The following is a 21,184-nucleotide window of genomic DNA, read 5'->3' as shown; positions in this document are numbered from 1 at the left end:
GGACGATCTCGACGGCGCCGACCTGTTCGTGGTGATCGGCGCCAACATGGCGGACTGTCCCCCTATCCTGTTCCTGCGCATGATGGATCGCGTTCGTGACGTCGCCAAGCTCGTGGTGGTTGACCCTCGGCGCACGGCCACGGCCGCTAAGGCGGATCTTGCATCTGCCGGTCCGGCCGGGTACCGATTTGGCGCTGCTCGACGGGCTGCTGCGGCTGGTGTGCGCGACGCCAGCGGCATCGACGCCGAGTTCATCATCGCCTACACCGAGGGCTAGGAAGCGTTGGACGCAATGCTTGACGAGTACCCGCCCGCTGTGTTCGCCGACGCCGGTGTGCCTAGCGCCGCGGCCACCGCACCCTCGTGCGCGCTGTCAGGCGCGTCGCTCGCGGCGCTAGGCACACCGAGTGCATCTGGCGGCGCGACAGGTTGTGCGCCCGCTGTTTTCAGCACCGCTCGGACCTCGCTCACTATGACGCCGGCCAGCTCGGCGATCGCGGCCAGCGTTTCCCCACGATCCACCATTCGTGTCACCGCCGCTGCGCCCTCCTGGCGGTGCTCGTGTCGCCGCCGCTCACCTTCTGCGCGAATCTCGGCGACTCGGCCCCGCTGCCACTCGCCGACCGCCGCCAGCCGGCCCAGCTCGACCAGAAGCGACGCCGCATCATCAACGTTTTCCCACTCACGCTGCAACCGGGCCTCGTTCGCCCGAGCCTGCGCTTCCCGAACCTTTTTGCGCGCCGCGTTTTTGGAGTTGATATTCGCCATGGCCGCACCATACGGCGCGGTCGACCCGCGTCTCTACCATCACCCACAACATCACCGTGTCCCCATTTGTCCACACCGCCCGTATCCCAGTAACCCACTCCCACAACATAACCCGCTTCGCATCAGTACACCGCTCACCAGAGCGCACTGCCACCAACCGTTTTCGAGCACCCCACGAACCACACACCTCTTGCATTAAGGTCACGGGTCGATAACACCATTTCGTCCGTACGAAAATGCGGTAGCGTGTCATCATGTCCGAAGGGTCTGTCTGCCCGCGCTGCCGTGGGCAGCTGCCCGCTCCCGAAGGTAGGGGGCGTCGACGGTTGTGGTGTTCGCAAAAGTGTCGCCGGGCCGCCTACGAGGAGCGCCGGGCTGCTCGCTCAGGGGCGATCGGCCTGCGCGTCGAGCGCGTCGTGGAGCGGGTCGAAAAGCCGGTGTGGTGTGTGGAGTATCGCGACCGAATCGTTGAGGTGATTCCACCGCCACCAGACCCGGCCCAGGCGGCCGCGATCGTCCTTACCTCGCCGCACGCGTGCCGCGCGGTCCTCGACAACCTGACCGATGCCGCAACCCTGGGCACGTTGCATCGCGGCGAGCACGCTGCCACCGTGCGCGCCGCCGCGCGCCTGCTGAAGGCCCTTCGAGCCGCCGGGCTGTTGACCTAATCACCGGGAATCCGCCCCGTGGCCGCGGCGCGGCGCACCGCGGGAACGCAGCGCGGGCGCGCCCGCGCGCGTCTCCCAACCTGCTACCCTCGCGGCGCGCGGCGACCTTGTCCGCGAGCGCGGCCGCGGTTCGTCGATGCGGCCGCGCCGTCAACAAAGCGGCGTATGTCATACTGTCGAAAATGACATGCCCCAGCGCCGGAGTTGCAGTGGGTGCGCCTGTCGCGCAGCGAGTTTGGTGGCTTGTTGAAGCCGCGACGCCCGCATCGGCGAGCGAGGTTACGACGTCCGAAGCCGAGTTGCGACAACTCCTGTAGACGAGCGCCGGATTCTGCGAGAAGTGGTGATGGCGGTGCGAGTCGCTCGATGGAGCGCGCTGCCACCGATCGCGCGTCGCAGCGCGCTGTGCACTTGTTGACCGGGCCCGCCCTTGCCGCGCCGAGTTGATAACTCAATGGTCACGATCGCCGCATCAACACCAGCTTGATTGACAGTAGCTGCTTTTCACGCGGCCCGACAACAATGCCGATCGCTGGATACTCGCGCTCAAGCGTACGGCCAACAGTTGCCGACGGGACCGGTGATCACGACGCTGAGCGGCGACCGAAGCGATTATTCGCACGTGAGTTATTTCCGGGGCATTGGTAGACGGCCGTCTGCTGGGTCTTTTACGCTGCGGCCATGCAACGACAGCGCGAGGCCACACCAGCACTGGGTGGCCGACGCTTGGGACTGCGGTGCGGTCGCTGGTATGCGATTACGCAGCCTCTCACCGGTCACACGAAGGGCTGAAAAGCGATGGGACGCAAAAGCCGTCACAAACTCGAGCGCAGACTCGGCCAATCGCAATCGACTCCCAAACAGGTAGAACGTGCGATGCTAAAGGCCCAACGACGCGCTCGCAACGTTCCGGCCACCGTCGAAGCGTATGAGCGCGTCGCTGCAAGCGGCCCCACACGACTCATTGACGCACTCATCGGTCGTCACTCGACTCGGATCGATAATCTTGATGCCGTTGCTCAACTTTCGATGGGCCAGTGCCTCGGTCCGTTGCTGTCGGTGTGCCAACTGGATGCGATCTTTATCCGCCAAGGTCATCAGCTAAGTCAACATTCGCCGCCGCATGAGAGCCCGTGGCCGACGCAGCTGTCCTGGGGTTTGGAAAGCACCATCGCGGCTTTGCGCTTGATGCTAGCCGGCCAAACCGTTGGCGCAGCAATCATTTTGCGGCAACAACTTGGCCGATGGACACTACTGCTGGCGCGGGCCGGCCCTGTCGTCCAGGGTCGCCGCGAGCCGATCGAGTCGTTTATCGCCAGAGCATGGACGCAGCGCGCCATGGACAGGCTCGGCCGATATACCTTTGACGTCGAGCTTGCTGACCGGTTCGATGACCTCGACGACCCCCCACGCACGGCGGGTGGCATTGGCACCGACCATGAGCATGTACACATCGACGGACGAACCCTATGCCCTGCCCACGTGTACCACACACTGCGCGAGCACATCGACGGTCAACACGCCAATCAGCGGATGGAGTGCCAGGTTGCGCGAGACCGCGACGCCGAACCCTCAGCGACCGACACCAACGGCCCGACCCAAGTTCTTTTGGATGCGTTGGTGCTGTGCATGATTCAGATGCGACTGGCCACGGCAACGACGTACGTTTTCTCAAAAGACCGCGCCGCGACGCGCGTAACCTCTAGGGTGCCGCCACTGCCCGAGCGACGCCTCGTCCAACACCCCTCGCAAAGACCAGTACCCCTGAGCAAGCCCACGCCAACCCGCCTACCGCCAGCGATTATATCGCTGGTTGACCGCGAATATGCCGCCATCGGCGCCCTCACCGAACTTGGGCCCCTCTACACCGACTACCACACCGCGCTTGCCGACACAGACAACGCTCACCGCCGCACACCCCAGCAACTGACCGAACTCACCTTCTCCGCACATCGGTTCTCGCGGCTCCTGGCTGCCGACAACGCCCGATCCCAAGACTGCGAAATCTCAAATGGGCGCCTCAAGATCCACCAACATCTCATCCCCGCGTCCCCGTACATCTTGACCGCGGAGTTCGCCGCGTTGTGCGCGCACTGGAACCAGTCCCAACCCGAGATCGCCACCGCCGCCACACAGATCTCCTCGACGCTGCTCGCCGGATACTGGCTCTGGATCGTAGAAGACGACCGCGCCATGGGCATACTGCGATGCACACTGCACCAAGCAGCTCGATTGCGTACGTGGCGCCTCTACCCCGACGTCGCCCGCACGTTGGAGTCCAGACCCTCGACGATCGCACGGCGATGGATCACGATGGCTGGCTGGTCGAAATTCCGCTCACTTGATCGCGCGCTGTTCGAATTCGCCCACGCCAACAGAGATAGCCGGCTCGACGCCGCGGCCATCCTCGACGATCACCGCGACGACCCTGAAAACCCCATATCCCAACGAGTAGCCCGACAAACAGTACTCGACACAGTTACCGTACTCGTCGCAGCCGAAACCCTCAGAGTTGTTGCTGTACAACAATCGCCAGGAATAGCTAAAACTGTGCGCGAAGCACTACATCAGCTCGGACTTGACGTCCGGGTCTGCAACACAAATAGATGACACCTTGACCGGAGATGCCTAAGGGCGCTGTCAGGAAGCCAAGATGTTCAGCGTTCCAGACCGTTATGATTGGACGGCGGCCTGCCAGCATTTTCTCCGCGCATTGGGGGGTCGGGGATGTCGTTGCGCTGCGCGCTCATCTACAGGTACATCCCGTCCGGAACTGTGGGCCGGTAGCGTCCGCTGCCCACTTCTGCCAAAAACGTTGCGGTACTAACGTGTCCGTCGTCGCCCGCCAGGACGGCGCGACGTACGATCTCGCGGATGTCGCTGCCGCTGGTGCGCTCGGCCCGGCAAGTAGCCGGCTCGGTTTCTGGCCGGTTCCGCAACAGACACGCGTTCGACTTTGACGTGGATTTTCAAAGACACGCTGCTACCAGTGCCGTCGACCTCTAATGCAGCTCCCGCCTTTTTTGCTGGCGCTGTTGGTATTTCACGAACCCGTCGACCGCTTGGGCCGTGACCCCGAGTTGGCGTGCGATCCAGGAGGTACCTCGCCCCAATTCGATTAGCCGCCGCGCTGCGTCCCGCCGCCGCTGCCGAGCTTCACCGGCTTCCGCCGTGAGACGCTCCAGATCTGCTTGAGCGGCGAGCAAATCAGCGAGCGCGCGATTTTCGTGGTCCACGTCGCCGATTGTTTCAGACTGCCTTGAGACGGATCCGTTAGCAGGCTGAATAACTTCAGGCCGACCGGGTCAGTCGGCCCGCATGGTCAGGCGACTCTATGTCGGCCAGCGCGCGATTGATAACGTCCTCCAGCTCTGCAGCGCTGGCAAGCTGCATGCAGCGCCGCGACAACCACAAGGCCGTTAGTCTTCCTACGCTATCGACCGACACCACTAGATCACTGCGACCGGCGCATTTTTTGGTGGTCGCGGAGGCACACGACAGCAACTCCTCAATTCGTTTCACCCGCTTCATTACGTCCGCTGCCACTCTCTCGTGGTCCTGACATTTACGTGGCGTGGCCTTCGCGTCCGCCGCTGGCATCCTGGCTACCGAGCGTTGCCACCGACGAATGCCGCAGCACCGATCAACATAGGTCGCGTAGGCTGCCAGCTCAGCACGAGAACGCACGTTTTGCGCTACTTGAAGTCGCAAGGCGGCCAAGGTATTCACGCACACGACATCGTTGGCGAGCTCGGCTGCCGACAGGCGCATCACCCATGGCGATAACCGGACCCGCATGGTCCGCCCGTCAGTGCCGACCTGAACCCGAACGACGCCGCCTGGGCTCGACGCCTCTGCAGTGTCGTCCAATACCGCCATGTGAAGCTCTCCATTTTCTTCAAGGCTGTCTTGAATGATAGGCGATACACGACCAGTGTTTCAAGGCTATCTTGAAGAAAGGTGGGCTCGCGGTTCGGCCGCTCGGCGCTAAGGAGGCTCAGAGTCCCCGCGTTGATTGGCTACTGTCCTCCAGAACCCGTAACAACGGGCCTAATTTGGCGTCGAAGTCTCCCGGATAGGCCACCGCGGCGGCATAGATCATGTCGTAGACGTCTGGGCTGCTGTGCCGCCAGCCCCGTAGGAACTCCATCGTTCGCGCGCAGACCCATTGGGCGTGATAACGCTCGCGTTCGGCTACACCGCCATCGTTGCCTGGCCGGTGTGCGCTGAGGTTCACGTACTCAACCATCGACGCCATGAGGTAGTCCTGCCAGTCATCGTCTGAGATTGTGTCGCCCGTACCGAGCAGGTCCCACATCTTCCGAAGCTCAAGTGGCGCTTGTAGATCGGTCGACATCTGCACAGCGTCAATCATTTGGATTGCCAACGGAACACACACCTGGCTTGCGAAGGCACGCGCCGCAGCATCGGTATCTGTGAGCCGCTGCACCCGAGTAAACAGGTCCGGATGCAACACTTCCAGGCGGTGTGCGTGCATATCGTCGAGCACTGGCTCGCTGCAGTTCTCGTTCACGTTGCGGGGCGGGCAAATTCCGTACTCAACACCCTGTAGGCGCTCGCACCCGCTTGGTGTAGTCAAGCCCATAGCGACCAAATGAGATCCGCGCTGCGCCCGCAACTTCGCATACTCTGCCAATACTTGTCCGGCATCATTACATCCGAACCACTTCGCGCGAAATTCGCTGTCGGCCAGAGGGTCTGTAGCCACCAAACGTGCTGCTCGAGGCAGAAATACTCCCCACGGCGTGTAGCCGAAGCCCTCGTTGGACATCACCGCGCATTCGGTAGCGCCGCCGGCCTCACCTCGGAACATACCCACCGCCCACTCAATGACGGGGTAACGCGCACCGTCGCAATCCCGTCGAAGCCTGAGCGCCAACGCTTTCGCACTCGCCAGCTCTGCCGAGTCAGTCCTCTGCCGGCGTCCCGAATCCGCGCTGCCGCTTCCGTGAACGCTTGCCGGCACCAACATCGCTCCGTTCTGCCCTGGCCCCACTGCTGACCCACCGGTCGAACCCAACGAGCCACCAGAGGAAGCGGCGCCGCTGCAAGCCGATATCGCGGACGTCCCCACACCCGGACCCGCCGAGACCGGCGCGGCTGGAGCACCCATCCCGGGCGTGGGAACCATCATCGCCGGCCCACCAATCCCCTGACTCGCCGCTGACCCCGGAGAGGATGCGCCTGCGGCACCGAGGCCCGTCGAGGGCACGCCGCTGGTCGACAAGCCAGCCGCCGGACTCGCCGTGCTCGTTTCAGTCGTCGAAGCTGTTGCGCCCGAACCGATACCGGTCGACGGTGGCGACGAAATCAGCGAGGACCCCAGGCTGGACCCCGCCGAAACACCTTGCGAGAACGCACCCGCCGACGTCACCGCCTGCGGCGCGGTCGGAAGGCTCGATGGCAAACCGCCGCTAAGACCTGCTGCTTGCGCACCAGGCGCACCGCCCGACATCAAACTGGACAAACCACCGCTGGGCCCCAGGCTACTCAGACCGCCGCCGGAACTCAGGCCGCTCAGTCCACCAGCTGAACCGAAGCTGCCCAGCCCGCCCGCGGATGACAATCCACCACCCGGAAAGCCGACCGGCGGTGACGGCAGAACCGTAGCGTCCTCGGGTGCTCGCCGTTCTATTCGATCCGGATCGAGGCTGCTGCTATCGCTTTGATCACCTGTCTTGGGACTGCGCTGTTGAATGGCAGCGGGGCTCGATTCGACGTCACCACCCTCAGCATCACCGCCCTGACTCCCTAACTTTTCGCCGCGGCGTTCGATCGGGCCTGGGCCCGGGTCGGGCGTCTCAGGAATCGGCGGGGGTGGTGGCGCGTCAGGAATGGTGCGGCCAACGATGCCTGCGACGAGGGGTTCAATCGCTTCCACTGTCTGGGTGTTCCAGTATCCCAGGGTGGCAGCTGCGCCGTGATGCGCGGTCTCAGCTCTCGCGCGGTGTTTCGCGATAATAGCGGCCCGCTGTTGTGCTGGTGCTCCTGTGAGTTCGTCATGCGCCTGGTGGTCGATCGTCTCCAGATGCGCTGACAGTTCTCGCGTAGCTTCGGCGGCCCGGGCTAACGCATTCGCGAGCGTCTTGCGTAACTCCCCTAGGTTTGCGTGATCGATACCGAGGCGCAGATGCGCGGCCGCTATCCCCTGTCCGGCGCCTCCCTCCGTCATTTCCTCGATCTGCTGAGAGGCTCGCCGGTATGCCAGTTCGGCAGGCTCCGACTGCTCAGCGGCAGCGCAGCGATAATTCGCCGCTAATTCTGCGGCGATGCTGTGCGCCATCGGCCACAAATGCGGCGGGATAACCTCATCGGAATGCGGACCCGCCGGAACGGGTCGGACCGCCATCGCCGCCATTAGCTAGTCCTTGCACAATGCCTTGAGTTTGCCTACCGGGACCGCGGATCTGTCCGCAGCCGCGTTCGCGGCCGCGTCAGCGCCCGCTTGACCATCGGCGGCCGCTGTGTCGATCACCGCATCCAAATAGTCGCTAATCGCCACCGAGACCTCGTGGGGCGTGGCGGCCGGAATATGTTGACGCACATACTGAACCTGAGCCACGGCCTGCGCCTGAGCTGCCGCTAGCGCCGTGACTGTCGCCGGATCATCCCGACGCGCCGGTGAATCGATGAACGCCTTCCGTGTTGCGTTCATCGCTACCGCTGCTGCTCGCCAGGCCGTGCAGGCCTCCCTTTTGGCCGCCTCAACCTGATCGGGACTCACGGCTGCCGTCACCGCTGTCGGCTGCGTCGGCGCTGACTGCAGCGAGCCGGATGACGTCCGCACCAGCGCTGTGCCGCCTACCACCAAGGCGGCGAATGAGACCGCTAGCGCTGCGAACGCCAAGCCCCAGCGGCGCGGTAACTTCGGTGCCACTGGACTGGCCGCTCCATAGGCCCCGACCACTAGTGCCGGGCTTGGACTATCGGGCGGTTGACCGGGGCCGGTCATATCGTTTCCAACCGCGCCTCGTTGTCGCCATTCATCGCTCTGAGCTTCTCTAACCCCGCCCGTGTGCGCGTATCCAGCAGTTGGGCTCGCCCGGTTAGGGCGGCCACCACGGCGGCCTCAGCCGCGGCGCCAACCCCAGCCAAACTGCCCAGCGCAGCGTCGACAGCATTACCGCACGGCAGCGGTGCCGACCGTGTCACACCCAGCGTTGCTCCTTTGGCCGTTGCGCCAGCTGCAACGCCGCTTACCGCCACCGGATCAATCGACAGCTTCGACACATCACCCATAGTTGCTCCTTACTGCCACATTTCGTTCGAGTCCTATAGTCGCGCAGATCATTTCAGCCGAGCCAGATAGCCACGGCGGTGACGTGCCCGCGCAGAACATCGGTCTTTTTCGTCTTGTTGCGACTCATGGCGTTGGCCGCGGTATTGATCGTCTCCCGGATCAAGGCAAGCCGATGTGCATAGCCATCGTCACTCAGATCGATCACGGCGTGGTCGACGCAGCCGTGACGACCGGCCGCGATCTCAGCCTGTCTTTTCGCGCGCTCGCTGCTCGTTAGCAGATGGGTGCGGTGAACTTCTTGGAGTGCACCCGGAAACACTGGCGCATCGGGTTCCGGCGCCAATCGTTCGGTATCCTGCCGTTCTAGACGGCACAGCGCCGCCTTGTCCTGGTCCCCAAACGCATACCCCTCCTCAATCAGGAGATCAGTCACTCGCCATTGTGTGACCTCGTAACGCAAGTGCTCGCTGATCCACTGGCAGTAGCAGGCGGCAGATACCAGGACCGGCTTGTCGACCGATAATGTCTGCGCGCGCAGGTACTCTCGGCTACCTGGACGATTGAACTTCAAATCTTGGTCAAGTTTCGTCGTAATGGCTAGCAGCGCACGACTTACATCGGCCATCAAGTCCGCTGTGAACTTCGCGTAGGTGTCGGAGAAAATAACGTCATCACATTTGTACGACGGGATCACTTCCGTCCCCCAACCTCGGCCGCAGTTGGCGACGGCCTCGCCGCGGCGCGCCTACTCAATAGACAGAAGTCCGGCAGTACCCTCGGCACATCCGTGAAATCCCTTGCCGCGCGGGCGTACCGCGCGTCAGAAGACTTTCCGGGGCGCTCATGCCGGTCAGTCATGTGCGTCACGATAAGCCGTCATCGACAGAAGATCTACTGTTACAGCGAGAATCGTTCAAAATAACTACGACATGAACAGCTTTGGTCCGGAACTACTTCAAATACCGTGTCGTACACAGCTTTAGACAACTTTGGCCACGATCATGTCGAAAATGCCCAGCTTTGGGCAGAACTTGCGGGCAGGATGGGCATCTTCCGGGCCACAATCATGTGCAAAGAATCAGCTTTAGACAGCTGTGGGGCACCACCACTTTCAAGTACAGACATACGGTCGATATGTGCTCTAGGCTCGCCCAGTTACATGATCCCGCCAGTATCTGTTCGGCAGTGGCAGCAGCACGGAAGGATCGATAATGACAAATCGGAGCGGCTCCGAGAACCGCAGACGCAATATCGTCGTGCCCGTACGGGTTGATGAGAACGAAAAAGAGTTACTCGATCAAGGTGCGAAGAATCAGGGCGTTAGCCTTCCAGAACTGCTGCGCAGCAGCGCATTACACACCATTGCAGGCAGCCAGAAATCTAGGCCAGGGAAGTAGTCCACGCGAAGTGCAGTGTCGTCGCGCCATCCATGCGCCGCACCAGTGAGAGCCGTGCCCGCAGGTCACCTAGGAACGCTCTGGGCGAATGAGGTCGCGGCGCACCCGCTCGATGTACTCCGCCGTTGTGCAGTTGCCGCGAACCACAGCAACGAGAGCCTCGATATCTGTCCGTTCGGGCTCCCAACCTTCAAGGACATTGTCGGTGACCGCGTTCATCACGGCCCGACGTTCAACGACAGTCAGGCCATCGAGAAGGTCTGGCCATCGTTCTGTCCAGGAGGGTCCGCTTAACTCGTCGATGAAGCAGATTCTACCCGGCGCCCCTTCACGACAGCGCACGAAGCAGTTCTCAATCGGCGCGAGAACTCATTTGTCTACACGTAGCGGCGAAAAATGTGGCCCTTTAACTACTTTCAGAGCTAGTTCGTGAGCGGTGGTAGACGTGGTCACGGCCGCCGACTTACGTTGCACACCATGCGAGACCGGATAGGACGGACGAGACGTCCTGGACGTTGCCAGCCGCACCGTTACGTCGAGCGTCCACCAAGTCCGCTCGAGACAAAGCCTGTTCGTGAGCGTGGCTATCGACTCGCCGCGGTGTCATTCCGCGTGAAGGCACAACTCTTGGCGACCGGTGGCTCACGTCAGTTGAAAGCTCCGGCCCAATGAGTTGGAAAGCCGTGGATTGGGCAACGGATCTCGACATCGATTCCCCAACAGCAAAGTTCGTCCTCCTGCTACTTGCCAACAAAGCGGACGAGAACTTTTCGTGCTTTCCGTCGGTAAGCACCCTCATGGCCGAATCCAGCGCCGGCCGAAGCACGGTCCTGCGCGCACTCAAGAAGCTTGAAGTCGACGGATGCATCACGCGCAAAGCGCAGTTCCACGACTCCGGAGCCCAGCGGGCCAGCCGCTACTACCTCAATCATCCTCTCGCGCCACATCTAGCTTCAGCACCCCGTCCCGACACCGGACCCCCCGGTCCCGATGCGACACCGCCCCGGTCCCACGCCCGGACGGGCGGGGTGTCATATCGGGACCCCACGGGGGTGCCAAATCGGGACTCCTTGAATCCCACAACCGAACCATCAACCGAACCACGGTCTGAGGTGCCAACTATCTTGCAAGCGCTGCCCTGGCAGATCAGCCCACTGGACGCCACCGATCTCGCGCCAGCGCTCGTCAACGCGCTTGCCTCAGGCTGGACATCCGACGGCCTGGTCGCTCATCTGTCGCGTAATCCGGACGGCATTCGCTACCCGGCGCGGGTTTTAGCTCGGCGCCTTTCGGAACTTCCCGAACCCCCTAGGGCTCAAGCTGCGGCCTTGGCGTGGTGCGGTAATTGCGAGGATCCACAATCGCGCACGATCACAGTCACTCTTGCTGACGGAACCGACGCGGCAGCCTTTTGTCCACAATGCAGTCCTCAGGAAGCCTCCAATAGGCCTCTCTCATACAGAGATTCGCACGAAAGTAGCTGAATGATGTTGCAAAACAATATATTTACCGAGCTTCCGCTGCTCCTCGCAGTTCCTCGCGCTGCGGCACTACTGGGCATCAGCCGGGCCGCGGCGTACAGGCTCGCTGCGTCAGGAGAACTACCTGTACGTCGGCTGGGCGGTCGTGTCTACGTGCTTACCGCCGGTCTCCAAGAACTCGTGGCGTCATAGCCAGATCTCTACCAGCCGGGGACTCGCGGGATGGTGCAGATAGATAACGCGACCCGCGACTGCAACGAGGATCGGCAACCCGCGCAGGTGCGGGACCGAACAAATTACGAGCCTCACCGAGCGCATGACCAGCTGCAGCTACGAGCTCATCCAGCGACACACCGCGCAGTATCACCAACCTGACCCGGGTTGCAGCCGTCGAATCCGGGTCTACAGTCGACCTCGCTGCGATCCCGCAGCGAGGCATCGAGAGGAGGAGAGCAGCGGTGTCAGACAATAGTGGCGACATCGACGACCAGAACGAACAGCTAGGAGCCGAGGCGAAAAGAGAACTCCTGGCCCAGATCAAGTCGCGCGCAGCGTCGGCTGGAAACAGCGAGACAGTGCTGAAGCTCGCGCACGCCTATGTGCTTGTCGTAGGCGCGTCGCCAGGTCGTTTGCCGGGAGGCGCCCTGGCCGCAGATTAGCCCGGCACAGCGGCGCGGCGTCAGGTCGTGCTCGCAAGTCGTTAACTCGGCACAGTGATAGATAACCGGGATCATCAACGGTTTGCCTCACGGATAACCGCTGTGATCCATCGGCAATGTGCCTATACCTCCACTCCGCGGGCCGTCGCCGGCACGGATTCTTTTTCATTGTCCGACGGCGCGGGCCCAATTGCCCGTAGAAAATCGACCCCACGGGAACCCCATTCCGGGACCCTTGTGAACTGGCCGATGTGCGACGATAATCGGGCACTCATGGCCGTACGAATGATCGAACCAAGTGGCCTAGGCCCGTTACCACGCGCACAATCGAGCGGCCGTCTATGGTCGGTGCTTGGTCGGTGAATCCGCGACACGCCGTGGTTTCCGATGGTATCGGATAGCGTTATATCGCCAGCTCAGAACACCTTTCGAGGCCACGACTCGGAGAGCTTGCAGGCTCTCCTAAAGCCGGTGTCGCAGGTTCGAATCCTGCCGGGGGCACTCGTGAAACAATGCGTCCATGTTCGACCGTTCGATTCTCGCCGCGATGGCCATCTCCGCCGCCGCTGCCGGCCTGGCGTCGCCGGCTTATGCCGATCCACCGCAGTGCCCGGCCAGTGGTTGTCCGCACGGCCCGGCCAGCACCGCACCCGGCCCCGCCGCCGCGCCGGCTCCGCCGCCCGCCAACGTCAACAGCCCGTCGTACAAGGACGGCTACAAGTCGGAGCACGACTACTTCGCGATCCCGCAGAATCACTCCTACCTCGCAAGCGAGATGAAGAGCGGGTACACCGTTGTGACCGCCTGCCAAGCGGAGATGGGAGGCGGGGCGCCGCCTCCCAGCCCGACCGACTGGATCGCCGGCTGCGTCGCCGCCCTGCACGACCTGGGGTTCAAGCCATAAGCGTGCTGATCTCCGCCGCCGAGTTGGCGCGTCTGGTCGACGGCGGCGATCCCGTGACGGTCCTCGACGTGCGGTGGCGACTCGACGAACCCGACGGCCGGTCGACATATCTGCAGGGGCATGTACCGGGCGCGGTCTACGTCTCGCTCGAAGACGACCTCAGCGATCACTCCGTCACCGGGCGCGGCCGACACCCGCTGCCGTCCGGGCGCAGCGTCGAGGCCGCGGCGCGGCGTTGGGGCATCCGCGACGGCGTGCCGACAGTCGTCTACGACGACTGGAATCGGGCCGGCTCGGCCCGAGCCTGGTGGGTGCTGACCGCCGCCGGCATCGGCGACGTGCGCATCCTCGACGGTGGTCTGGAGGCGTGGCGAGCGGCCGGCGGCAGTCTGGCGAGCGGTGGGGTCGACCCGTCACCGGGTGACGCGACGGTCACCCACGACGACCTCTACCACGGCGCGTTGCCGACGTTGACAGCGCAGCAGGTTCGCGACGTCGATCTGCTCGATGCCCGTGCGCCGGAACGCTTCCGGGGCGAGGTCGAGCCGATCGATCCGGTGGCCGGCCACATTCCCGGTGCCAAAAATCTGCCGAGCGGCGCGGTGCTGAATGCTGACGGCACATTCCTCACCCGCGACGCGATCGCGGAGCTGCTCGCCGCGCGCGACGTCGACGACACCAAGATCGGCGCGTACTGCGGCTCGGGCGTGACAGCGGCGATCACGGTCGCGGCGCTCGCCTCGGCGGGTTATCGGGCCGCACTTTTCCCGGGCTCGTGGTCGCAGTGGAGTTCGGATTCCGACAACCCGGTTGCGCGCGGAGCCGTCTAGTCCGGTTCCGCGGAATCAGGTTTGCCGGACGGCGTCGACGGCAATGCGCGTACAGAGGCGGACACGTTGGTCGACCGGCGTGCCCGCTTAGGTCTCGCCGGTTCAGCCGAGAGCTGGTGAGGCCGTCTTAAAACCGCTGGCAGGTGTGTCACTCTTTTAGTTGTAGTAACGTGCGGCCCATGGACAACGACGTCTGGATCCTCGGCGGCTATCAGAGCGACTTCGCCCGCAACCTCACCAAAGAGGGCCTCGACTTCGCCGACCTCACCCGCGAGGTCGTCGACGCGACGCTGGCCGCCGCCAAGATCGACGCCGCGGACATCGGAGTCGTCCACGTTGCCAACGCTTTCGGAGAGATGTTCGCCGAACAGGGGCACCTCGGCGCGATGCCGGCGACCGTGTGCGACGGACTGTGGAACACCCCGGCGTCGCGTCACGAGGCGGCGTGCGCGTCGGGCAGCGTGGCCGCGCTGGCCGCGATGGCCGATCTGCGCGCGGGCAACTACGACGCCGCGTTGGTCGTCGGCGTCGAACTGGAGAAGACAGTCCACGGTGACATCGCCGCGCGTCATCTCGGCGCGGCGGCCTGGACCGGGCACGAAGGCGCCGACGCGACGTTCCTCTGGCCGTCGATGTTCGCCACGGTCGCCGACGAATACGACCGTCGCTACGGCATCGACGAGGCCCACCTGCGGGCGATCGCCCAGGTCAACTTCGACAACGCACGCCGAAATCCCAACGCGCAGACCCGAGAATGGACCGTCCCCGATCCGATCGGAGACGACGACGACACCAACCCGCTCGTCGAGGGCCGGCTGCGGCGGTTCGACTGCAGCCAGATGACCGACGGCGGCGCGGGCGTCGTCCTGGTCACCGACGCCTACCTGCGCGAGCATCCCAGCGCGCGACCGGTCGCCCGGATCGCCGGCTGGGGCCACCGAACCGTCGGGTTGGGCCTGCAACAGAAACTCGACCGCGCTGCCAACGACCCGTACGTCATGCCGCACGTGCGCGCCGCCGTACTCGACGCGCTGCGCCGCGCGCAGACCGACCTCGACGATCTGCACGGGATCGAGGTGCACGACTGCTTCACTCCCAGTGAGTATTTGGCGATCGACCACATCGGCCTGACCGGGCCAGGCGAGTCGTGGAAGGCCATCGAAAACGGCGAGATCGAGATCGGCGGACGACTCCCGATCAACCCTAGCGGCGGGCTGATCGGCGGCGGCCACCCGGTGGGCGCGTCGGGCATCCGCATGCTTGTCGACGCGGCTAAGCAGGTCAGCGGCGCGGCGGGCGACTACCAGGTCGAGAACGCGAAAACCTTTGGCACGCTGAACTTCGGCGGTAGCACCGCCACCACGGTCAGCTTCGTCGTCAACGAGGCAAGCTAATGGACGATGTGGCGGTCGTCGCCAAATTCCTGTCCACCCTGCCCGACGACGACGACCACCCGTACCGGACCGGCCCGTGGCGACCGCAGACCAGCGAGTGGGACGCCGACAATCTGGTCGCGGTGGAAGGTGAGATCCCCTGCGACCTCGACGGGGTATACCTGCGCAACACCGAGAACCCGTTGCACCCGGCACTGAAGACCTATCATCCGTTCGACGGCGACGGCATGCTCCACATCGTCGGGTTCCGCGACGGGAAAGCCTTCTACCGCAACCGCTTTGTCCGCACCGACGGGTTTCTCGCGGAGAACGAGGCGGGCGAGCCGCTGTGGCCTGGTCTGGCCGAGCCGGTGCAGCTGGCCAAGCGCGACGGTGGCTGCGGTGCGCGCACCCGGATGAAAGACGCGTCGAGCACCGACGTCATCGTCCACCGTGGGATCGCGCTGACGAGCTTTTACCAATGCGGCGACCTGTACCGCGTCGACCCGTTCTCGGCCGACACGCTGGGCAAGGAGACCTGGAACGGGAACTTCCCGCATCAGTGGGGAGTATCCGCCCATCCGAAGGTCGACCCGAAAACCGGTGAGCTGCTGTTCTTCAACTACAGCAAGCAGGCGCCGTACATGCATTACGGGGTGGTCGACACGAACAACGATCTGGCGCACTACATCGACATTCCGCTGCCCGGCCCGCGACTCCCGCATGACATGGCCTTCACCGAAAACTACGTGATACTCAACGATTTCCCGCTGTTCTGGGACCCAGACTTACTCAAGCAGGACGTGCACTTACCGCGGTTCTACCCCGACATGCCGTCGCGCTTCGCAGTGGTGCCGCGCCGCGGCAGCGGCGGCGACATCCGCTGGTTCGAGGCCGACCCGACGTTCGTGCTGCACTTCACCAACGCCTACGAGGACGGTGACGAGATCGTGCTCGACGGCTTCTACGAGGGCGCGCCGCAGCCGATCGACACCGGTGGAGACAAGTGGGACAAGCTGTTTCGTTTCCTCGCACTGGATCGCCTGCAAACGCGGCTGCACCGGTGGCGGTTCAATTTGGCCACCGGCGAGGTCAAGGAACAGCAGCTGTCGGAATCCATCACCGAATTCGGCACGATCAATCCCGACTACGCTGCGGCCAACTATCGCTACACCTATGCCGCCACCGGCAAACCGGGCTGGTTCCTGTTCGACGGGTTGGTCAAGCACGACTTGCGGACGGGCGGCGAACAGCACTATCAGTTCGCCGAAGGGGTGTACGGCAGCGAGGCGGCGATGGCCCCGCGACCCGGTGCCGCGGGCGAAGACGACGGTTATCTGATCACGCTGACCACCGACATGGACGCCGACGCGTCCTACTGTGTGGTCTTCGACGCCGCCCGGTTCAGCGACGGCCCGGTGTGCAAACTTGCTCTGCCCGAGCGGGTTTCCAGTGGAACCCACGCTACCTGGGCGGCGGGTTCACAGTTGCGTCACTGGCATGACGTCTGAGCCGACCCCGCTGGACGCGGGCGGCACCAACGCCGTCGGGCGCATCCTGGGTCTACTCGGCGACGAGTGGACGCTGCTGATCATCCAGCAGGCGCTGCTAGGGGCAACCCGTTACGGCGATTTCATGCAGCGCCTGCCGATTTCGAATACGGTGCTGGCCAACAGGTTACGGACGCTGACGGATAGCGGACTGTTGGCCCGCACCGAATACCAGACGCGGCCCGTGCGCGCCGAATACCTGACCACCCAACGCGGACAAGCATTCTGGCCGGTGCTACTTGCGATCTGGGACTGGGAGCGGCACTGGGTGCCCGATCATGTCGAACGACTTCCCGGCATGCGGCACACCCAGTGCGGTGACGAATTCGCGCCGACGCTGGTGTGCCGGGCCTGTGGCGAGGCGGTCACCGAGAAGGAGGTGACGGCGCGCTGGGGCCCGAGCGGGTCGTGGCCGCGCTCGATACCCGACGGGTCGACCCGGCGGAGATCGAGCGCCGGTCAAGCCGGGCTGTTTCCAGAGACGATGAGCGTGTTCGGAAACCGTTGGGCCGCCGCACTACTGGTGTGCGCCTTTTTGGGCACCAGCCGCTTCTCCGATTTCCAGACACAGCTGGGCGCGCCGCCCTCGCTGCTGTCCGGCCGGTTGCAGATGTTCTGCGCGAACGGGGTGATGTGCATGTCGCGCAAATCCAATTACCAGCTCACGGAGAAGGGGCGGGCGTTTTTCCCGGTCATCATCGCCGCCCTGCAATGCGGGCAACGGTGGTTCCATGCGCCGGAGGGCCCGGCGGTGCGGCTGACCCATCTCGGCTGCGGCAAACCGTTTGTCGGCCAGTTGACGTGTGACCAGTGCGCGGGGCCGTTAAAGGGCGCGCACGTCGAGCTCGACTAGCTGCGGAGCGACGCCGCCAGGGCCCACACCGAGCACAACACCGCCGCGCCCGCGGCGACGGCACCGACGTACAGACCGTATGCGGCCGATACCGGCGGCTTGACGTTGATGGAGTAGTACCGCACCATCAGCGCGACCACGACCAACGAGATCACCAGCGCAGCAACCGATGCCGGCCGCACCGACATTCCACGGCCGACCATGGCGCCGGCCACCAACAATGTGGACGAGAGGATGACGATCAGCTGCCCCGGCCCGAACCCGTGCGGCAGGTGCAGGGTGCCGATGCTGCCACCGATCGCGTTGGCCCAGCCACCGCCGCCGGTTCCCGTCGTCAACCACGGCAGCCAGGCACTTATCGACAATGCGGCGGCGAACAGCGCGACCATCCATCCGGGTCGTGGGCGGGGCATACAGCGACAGTAGCCGCTAGGTCTCCAGCGACGACAGATTGAACGCCGTGCCCGTCGGATCGGTCGCTCAGGCCGGCGCGAACACCGTCACGAATTTCCGCAGGGACTCGTTGATGTCGCTTTTCAGCGCCCCGGCGACGATCATGCCGATCGGCCCGAACAACGCGGGGCCACCGAGGTGCACGTCGAAGCTGACCACCGATTGGTCACCGTCGGGCTTGACCCGGGCGATCAACTTGACCTTGACGCCACCGACACCGACTCCGTTGAGCGTCATGGTCTCCGGCGGTTTGTAATTGACGATCGTCCAGGTGATCCGGTTCGGCATGCCCTTGACTTCGACGATCGAGTCGATCACCGTGCCCTTTTCCAACTGCTCGGGCAGCTTGCTGCGCCACACCCGGTGGATGGTCAGCCACTCCTTGAAGCGGGACAGGTTGGACGCGTGCTGCCACGCCTTCTCGGGCGGGAGCGGGACGTCGATGGATCCGGAAAGCTTTGCCATAGTGCGCTTCTGCTCCTCCTCTGACATGCGTAACGTCGGGTCGACACTTCGCGACTCGACAGCGCCGTGACGTTACGCTCGAGCCGCATCTTCTTACTACGAGCCTTCGTCGAACCGCCACCACGGCTCGAATTCCATTGTGGCGGTGGGGTCTACGCGGCCACCCGGTTTGGGCACCGCCACCTTCACCTGCGCGGCGTCCGCGGCGCTCAGCAGCCGTTCGATCGGTTCCGCCCACGGATGCGGGGCCAACCGGAAGGTACACCAGTGGATCGGCACCAACACTCCACCATTGACGTCCAGGTGCGCCTGAACGGCGTCCTCCGGGTTCATGTGAATGTCGGGCCACTGCTTGTTGTAGGCGCCGACCGGCATCAGCGTCACATCGAAAGGTCCATGCTCGGCTCCGATTTCGGCGAAGCTCTTGGTGTAGCCGGTGTCGCCACCGAAGTAGGCGCGATGCGCCGGACCGATGATCGCCCACGACGCCCATAGTGTGCCGTTGCGATTGAGGAACCGGCCCGAGAAGTGGCGAGCCGGCGTGCAGATCAGCGTGAGCTCGTCGATCTGGGTCCGCTCGTTCCAGTCGAGTTCGACGATGCGTTCGTCGGGAATGCCCCACTCCCGCAGGTGTGATCCGACGCCGAGCGGTACCACGAACGGCGCCCACTGGCTTCGGGCCAGGCCGAGGATGGTGTCGATGTCAAGGTGGTCGTAGTGGTCATGGCTGACCACGATCGCGTCCAGCGCAGGCAGCGAGTCCAGCGGGACCGGCGGCGGATGCATGCGACTCGGCCCGATGACGTCCGAGGGCGAACAGCGGTCACTCCACACCGGGTCGGTGAGCACCCGGTAACCGTCGATCTCCACGAGTGCCGTCGAATGGCCGAACCAACTGACCGCGATCCGGCCGGCCGGGGCGTCGAAGGCGCGCGGCTCGGGAGTGATCAGCGGAATGTCGGCGGTCGGCCGGGCGGTGGCGCGGCCAGTGATCAACTCCCACAAGATGTTTCGTTGTTCCTCGACGTCGAGATTCAACGAGGCTGGCTCGAGGTTGACGAACACGCCGTCGTGGAAGTTCGGTGAGCGCTCGGCAACCCCGCGGATGTCAGCCGGTTGCGCCCCGAGCGCCGCGGGTGCGCCATGCAGCGCGCGTAACACCCACCCGCCCGTCGCGAGCGACACCGTGCCCACTGCCAACCGCAGCGCCCCGCGCAGCATCCGATTAGGCTCCCCGGAATTTCGGCGGCCGCTTCTCCACCCGTGCGACCTGCGCTTCGATCACGTCCTGACTGCCCCACGCCTTGTCGAACAGTTCCTTCTGCAGCGGCGACGGGTCTTGGATCGAGCCGTCGTCGTTGAGCACCCGCTTGGCGTGCTGCAGCGCCAGCGGCGCCAAGCCGGCGATCTCGCCGGCCCACGCCTGCGCGTCGGCCAACGTCCCGATCCGGTTGGCCATCCCGGTCTGCAGTGCCGTCTCGGCGGTCAGCTTCTCCGCGCTCAGCAGCATCGCCCGGGCGCGGCCGTGGCCCACCAGCGACGAGAGCCGGTGAATACTCCAGTTGTCCAGCGCCAGGCCGTATTTCGACGTCGGAAACTGGAAAAACGCCTCGGGTGCGACGACACGCAGATCGCACTGCATCGCCAGCTGCAGCCCCGCACCGATCGCGGGACCGTTGATCGCGCCCACCACCGGGATCGGCGCCGCGTCCAACGCCTTGTGCAGTTCGATCAGGCGGTCCGGGTAGTCGGCGGCGAACGCGTCACCGCTGAGGTCCGCGCCGGCGCAGAACACGGTGCCCTGCCCGGTCAGCACGACGACTCGGACGTCGTCACCTGCGGCCTTCTCGATCGCCTCGCGCAACTCCTCGACGAGCTGTGAGTTGAGCGCGTTGCGCCGTTCGGGACGCTGCAACTCAATGGTCAGCACGTCTTCGACGCGGGTCACACCGATCATGGGGGCAAGCCTATTAGCTGCGGCAAACCCTGCCGAATCGGACCGTTCCATTCGACCCGCAGACCTGACAGGATGCTTCCACGTGACGAGGCCTAACTTCCTGGTAATCGTGGCGGACGACCTCGGGTTCTCCGACATCGGCGCATTCGGCAGCGAAATCGAGACGCCCAACCTGGACCGGCTCGCCCACGCCGGTGTCCGGTTCACCGACTTCCATTCGGCACCGGCCTGCTCCCCCACCCGGTCGATGCTGCTGACCGGAACCGATCACCACATCGCCGGCATCGGCACCATGCTGGAGGTCACGCCGCCGGGGTTCACTCCTCCCCCGGGCTATGAGGGCTACCTCAACGACCGCGTCGTCGCGCTGCCCGAGCTCCTACGCGACGCCGGGCAATAGCGCAAATGATCGGTCAAAGCCGCGGGCGGAGGGTGTCCGGTCGATGGTGTTGCCGAGATGCCACTTGCCCGCCATCAGCGTGTGGTAGCCGGCGTCGCGTAGGAGCTCGGGCAGCGCGACGACGCGGTCGTTGAGGTAGCCCTCATAGCCCGGGGGAGGAGTGAA

General features: G+C 64.2%; 22 protein-coding genes, 1 tRNA gene and 3 pseudogenes. 13 read left to right on the top strand and 13 right to left on the bottom strand.

Translation table 11 applies throughout. From position 1 onward, the window contains the following. Position 1: 1 nt before the first annotated feature. Positions 2 to 274, top strand: a pseudogene (locus A5658_RS02920) (molybdopterin-dependent oxidoreductase); the annotation flags it as partial. On the opposite strand, the gene A5658_RS02915 reads toward A5658_RS02920, so the two are convergent. Next, a complete protein-coding gene (locus A5658_RS02915; protein ID WP_067330948.1) occupies positions 274 to 768 on the bottom strand; it encodes a hypothetical protein in 495 nt (164 codons plus the stop codon). The pseudogene A5658_RS02920 and the gene A5658_RS02915 sit on opposite strands and share 1 nt — an antisense overlap. A 254-nt stretch (positions 769 to 1,022) precedes the next feature. On the opposite strand from A5658_RS02915, the gene A5658_RS27310 reads away from it, so the two are divergent. Together A5658_RS27310 and A5658_RS27880 are read left to right on the top strand one after the other, a co-directional pair. Then, positions 1,023 to 1,436, top strand: a complete 414-nt coding sequence (locus tag A5658_RS27310; RefSeq protein WP_082992909.1) for a hypothetical protein — start codon at positions 1,023 to 1,025, stop codon at positions 1,434 to 1,436. A 798-nt stretch (positions 1,437 to 2,234) separates the two neighbouring features. Further along, positions 2,235 to 4,046 (top strand): hypothetical protein, encoded by a 1,812-nt coding sequence (locus tag A5658_RS27880; RefSeq protein ID WP_156751231.1) that lies wholly within the window; start codon positions 2,235 to 2,237, stop codon positions 4,044 to 4,046. Between the two features lie 140 nt (positions 4,047 to 4,186). On the opposite strand, the pseudogene A5658_RS28615 reads toward A5658_RS27880, so the two are convergent. The 7 genes and pseudogenes from A5658_RS28615 to A5658_RS28325 form a co-directional block, all read right to left on the bottom strand. Further along, a pseudogene (locus tag A5658_RS28615) lies at positions 4,187 to 4,333 on the bottom strand (ATP-binding protein); the annotation flags it as partial. A gap of 394 nt (positions 4,334 to 4,727) precedes the next feature. Further along, positions 4,728 to 5,315: a hypothetical protein gene (locus tag A5658_RS02885; RefSeq protein WP_067330931.1), complete on the bottom strand. Its 588-nt coding sequence runs from the start codon at positions 5,313 to 5,315 to the stop codon at positions 4,728 to 4,730. 118 nt (positions 5,316 to 5,433) lie between these two features. Next, the gene (locus A5658_RS27875) at positions 5,434 to 7,815 is read right to left on the bottom strand and encodes a hypothetical protein (protein WP_156751230.1); all 2,382 of its coding nucleotides are present in this window, start codon (positions 7,813 to 7,815) and stop codon (positions 5,434 to 5,436) included. Positions 7,816 to 7,818: 3 nt separating this feature from the next. Beyond that, on the bottom strand, positions 7,819 to 8,334 hold the full coding sequence (locus A5658_RS02875; protein WP_156751229.1) for a hypothetical protein: 516 nt from the start codon (positions 8,332 to 8,334) through the stop codon (positions 7,819 to 7,821). Positions 8,335 to 8,405: 71 nt separating this feature from the next. After that, positions 8,406 to 8,696, bottom strand: a complete 291-nt coding sequence (locus A5658_RS27870; RefSeq protein WP_156751228.1) for a hypothetical protein — start codon at positions 8,694 to 8,696, stop codon at positions 8,406 to 8,408. Positions 8,697 to 8,749: 53 nt separating this feature from the next. Then, the gene (locus A5658_RS02870; protein WP_067330924.1) at positions 8,750 to 9,391 is read right to left on the bottom strand and encodes a hypothetical protein; all 642 of its coding nucleotides are present in this window, start codon (positions 9,389 to 9,391) and stop codon (positions 8,750 to 8,752) included. 772 nt (positions 9,392 to 10,163) lie between these two features. Continuing rightward, entirely contained in the window at positions 10,164 to 10,313 is a 150-nt protein-coding gene (locus A5658_RS28325) for a hypothetical protein (RefSeq protein ID WP_197503023.1), read from the bottom strand. Between the two features lie 449 nt (positions 10,314 to 10,762). On the opposite strand from A5658_RS28325, the gene A5658_RS27300 reads away from it, so the two are divergent. The 9 genes from A5658_RS27300 to A5658_RS02840 all read left to right on the top strand — a co-directional run bounded on the left by A5658_RS27300 (position 10,763) and on the right by A5658_RS02840 (position 17,744). Continuing rightward, positions 10,763 to 11,578: a helix-turn-helix domain-containing protein gene (locus tag A5658_RS27300; protein ID WP_082992907.1), complete on the top strand. Its 816-nt coding sequence runs from the start codon at positions 10,763 to 10,765 to the stop codon at positions 11,576 to 11,578. After that, complete coding sequence (locus tag A5658_RS27295) at positions 11,579 to 11,767, top strand: helix-turn-helix domain-containing protein (RefSeq protein WP_082992906.1); 189 nt, start codon at positions 11,579 to 11,581, stop codon at positions 11,765 to 11,767. It begins immediately after the preceding gene. A 266-nt stretch (positions 11,768 to 12,033) separates the two neighbouring features. Continuing rightward, positions 12,034 to 12,234 carry a hypothetical protein gene (locus A5658_RS02860; protein ID WP_067330922.1) on the top strand — a complete coding sequence of 67 codons (201 nt, stop codon included), beginning with the start codon at positions 12,034 to 12,036 and terminating at the stop codon, positions 12,232 to 12,234. A 410-nt stretch (positions 12,235 to 12,644) separates the two neighbouring features. After that, a tRNA-Arg gene (locus A5658_RS27860) sits at positions 12,645 to 12,735 on the top strand. A 19-nt stretch (positions 12,736 to 12,754) separates the two neighbouring features. Further along, on the top strand, positions 12,755 to 13,138 hold the full coding sequence (locus A5658_RS27855) for a hypothetical protein (protein ID WP_156751226.1): 384 nt from the start codon (positions 12,755 to 12,757) through the stop codon (positions 13,136 to 13,138). Between the two features lie 2 nt (positions 13,139 to 13,140). Beyond that, positions 13,141 to 13,968, top strand: a complete 828-nt coding sequence (locus A5658_RS27850; RefSeq protein ID WP_156751225.1) for a rhodanese-like domain-containing protein — start codon at positions 13,141 to 13,143, stop codon at positions 13,966 to 13,968. A gap of 179 nt (positions 13,969 to 14,147) precedes the next feature. Next, positions 14,148 to 15,362 carry an acetyl-CoA acetyltransferase gene (locus A5658_RS02850; RefSeq protein WP_067330920.1) on the top strand — a complete coding sequence of 405 codons (1,215 nt, stop codon included), beginning with the start codon at positions 14,148 to 14,150 and terminating at the stop codon, positions 15,360 to 15,362. Then, positions 15,362 to 16,852 (top strand): carotenoid oxygenase family protein, encoded by a 1,491-nt coding sequence (locus tag A5658_RS02845; protein ID WP_067330918.1) that lies wholly within the window; start codon positions 15,362 to 15,364, stop codon positions 16,850 to 16,852. Before A5658_RS02850 ends, A5658_RS02845 begins: the two co-directional genes overlap by 1 nt. After that, complete coding sequence (locus tag A5658_RS02840; RefSeq protein ID WP_067330915.1) at positions 16,842 to 17,744, top strand: helix-turn-helix domain-containing protein; 903 nt, start codon at positions 16,842 to 16,844, stop codon at positions 17,742 to 17,744. The genes A5658_RS02845 and A5658_RS02840 overlap by 11 nt, the downstream gene beginning before the upstream one ends. Here A5658_RS02840 and A5658_RS02835 read toward each other — a convergent pair. From A5658_RS02835 to A5658_RS02820, 4 genes are all read right to left on the bottom strand, one after another. Beyond that, positions 17,741 to 18,157 carry a hypothetical protein gene (locus A5658_RS02835; RefSeq protein WP_067330913.1) on the bottom strand — a complete coding sequence of 139 codons (417 nt, stop codon included), beginning with the start codon at positions 18,155 to 18,157 and terminating at the stop codon, positions 17,741 to 17,743. The genes A5658_RS02840 and A5658_RS02835 overlap by 4 nt on opposite strands. Before the next feature lie 67 nt (positions 18,158 to 18,224). Next, positions 18,225 to 18,662, bottom strand: coding sequence for an SRPBCC family protein (locus tag A5658_RS02830; protein WP_067330989.1), 438 nt, complete (start codon positions 18,660 to 18,662; stop codon positions 18,225 to 18,227). 96 nt (positions 18,663 to 18,758) lie between these two features. After that, entirely contained in the window at positions 18,759 to 19,883 is a 1,125-nt protein-coding gene (locus tag A5658_RS02825; protein WP_156751224.1) for an MBL fold metallo-hydrolase, read from the bottom strand. Positions 19,884 to 19,887: 4 nt separating this feature from the next. Next, positions 19,888 to 20,619 carry an enoyl-CoA hydratase gene (locus A5658_RS02820; RefSeq protein WP_067330911.1) on the bottom strand — a complete coding sequence of 244 codons (732 nt, stop codon included), beginning with the start codon at positions 20,617 to 20,619 and terminating at the stop codon, positions 19,888 to 19,890. 82 nt (positions 20,620 to 20,701) lie between these two features. On the opposite strand from A5658_RS02820, the pseudogene A5658_RS02815 reads away from it, so the two are divergent. Then, positions 20,702 to 21,013, top strand: a pseudogene (locus tag A5658_RS02815) (sulfatase-like hydrolase/transferase); the annotation flags it as partial. On the opposite strand, the gene A5658_RS02810 reads toward A5658_RS02815, so the two are convergent. Beyond that, positions 20,999 to 21,184, bottom strand: a 186-nt coding sequence (locus tag A5658_RS02810; RefSeq protein ID WP_369830476.1) for a sulfatase-like hydrolase/transferase, incomplete at its 5' end; no start/stop codon positions are given. The pseudogene A5658_RS02815 and the gene A5658_RS02810 overlap by 15 nt on opposite strands.

It is taken from the genome of Mycobacterium sp. 1245111.1 (assembly GCF_001673405.1).
Lineage (GTDB): Bacteria > Actinomycetota > Actinomycetes > Mycobacteriales > Mycobacteriaceae > Mycobacterium.
The sequence above is the reverse complement of the archived record's forward strand: the minus strand, read 5'-3'. Positions and strand labels throughout refer to the sequence as shown.

What these genes read in the sequence shown, in the direction of transcription:
- A5658_RS02915 (WP_067330948.1), bottom strand. Translation starts at nt 768, where the DNA reads ATGGCGAATATCAACTCCAAAAACGCGGCGCGCAAAAAGGTTCGGGAA.
- A5658_RS28325 (WP_197503023.1), bottom strand. Translation starts at nt 10,313, where the DNA reads ATGAACGCGGTCACCGACAATGTCCTTGAAGGTTGGGAGCCCGAACGG.
- A5658_RS27880 (WP_156751231.1), top strand. Translation starts at nt 2,235, where the DNA reads ATGGGACGCAAAAGCCGTCACAAACTCGAGCGCAGACTCGGCCAATCG.
- A5658_RS02825 (WP_156751224.1), bottom strand. Translation starts at nt 19,883, where the DNA reads ATGCTGCGCGGGGCGCTGCGGTTGGCAGTGGGCACGGTGTCGCTCGCG.
- A5658_RS27310 (WP_082992909.1), top strand. Translation starts at nt 1,023, where the DNA reads ATGTCCGAAGGGTCTGTCTGCCCGCGCTGCCGTGGGCAGCTGCCCGCT.
- A5658_RS02835 (WP_067330913.1), bottom strand. Translation starts at nt 18,157, where the DNA reads ATGCCCCGCCCACGACCCGGATGGATGGTCGCGCTGTTCGCCGCCGCA.
- A5658_RS02850 (WP_067330920.1), top strand. Translation starts at nt 14,148, where the DNA reads ATGGACAACGACGTCTGGATCCTCGGCGGCTATCAGAGCGACTTCGCC.
- A5658_RS02845 (WP_067330918.1), top strand. Translation starts at nt 15,362, where the DNA reads ATGGACGATGTGGCGGTCGTCGCCAAATTCCTGTCCACCCTGCCCGAC.
- A5658_RS27875 (WP_156751230.1), bottom strand. Translation starts at nt 7,815, where the DNA reads ATGGCGGCGATGGCGGTCCGACCCGTTCCGGCGGGTCCGCATTCCGAT.
- A5658_RS27870 (WP_156751228.1), bottom strand. Translation starts at nt 8,696, where the DNA reads ATGGGTGATGTGTCGAAGCTGTCGATTGATCCGGTGGCGGTAAGCGGC.
- A5658_RS27300 (WP_082992907.1), top strand. Translation starts at nt 10,763, where the DNA reads ATGAGTTGGAAAGCCGTGGATTGGGCAACGGATCTCGACATCGATTCC.
- A5658_RS27295 (WP_082992906.1), top strand. Translation starts at nt 11,579, where the DNA reads ATGATGTTGCAAAACAATATATTTACCGAGCTTCCGCTGCTCCTCGCA.
- A5658_RS02830 (WP_067330989.1), bottom strand. Translation starts at nt 18,662, where the DNA reads ATGGCAAAGCTTTCCGGATCCATCGACGTCCCGCTCCCGCCCGAGAAG.
- A5658_RS27855 (WP_156751226.1), top strand. Translation starts at nt 12,755, where the DNA reads ATGTTCGACCGTTCGATTCTCGCCGCGATGGCCATCTCCGCCGCCGCT.
- A5658_RS02840 (WP_067330915.1), top strand. Translation starts at nt 16,842, where the DNA reads ATGACGTCTGAGCCGACCCCGCTGGACGCGGGCGGCACCAACGCCGTC.
- A5658_RS02820 (WP_067330911.1), bottom strand. Translation starts at nt 20,619, where the DNA reads ATGATCGGTGTGACCCGCGTCGAAGACGTGCTGACCATTGAGTTGCAG.
- A5658_RS02885 (WP_067330931.1), bottom strand. Translation starts at nt 5,315, where the DNA reads ATGGCGGTATTGGACGACACTGCAGAGGCGTCGAGCCCAGGCGGCGTC.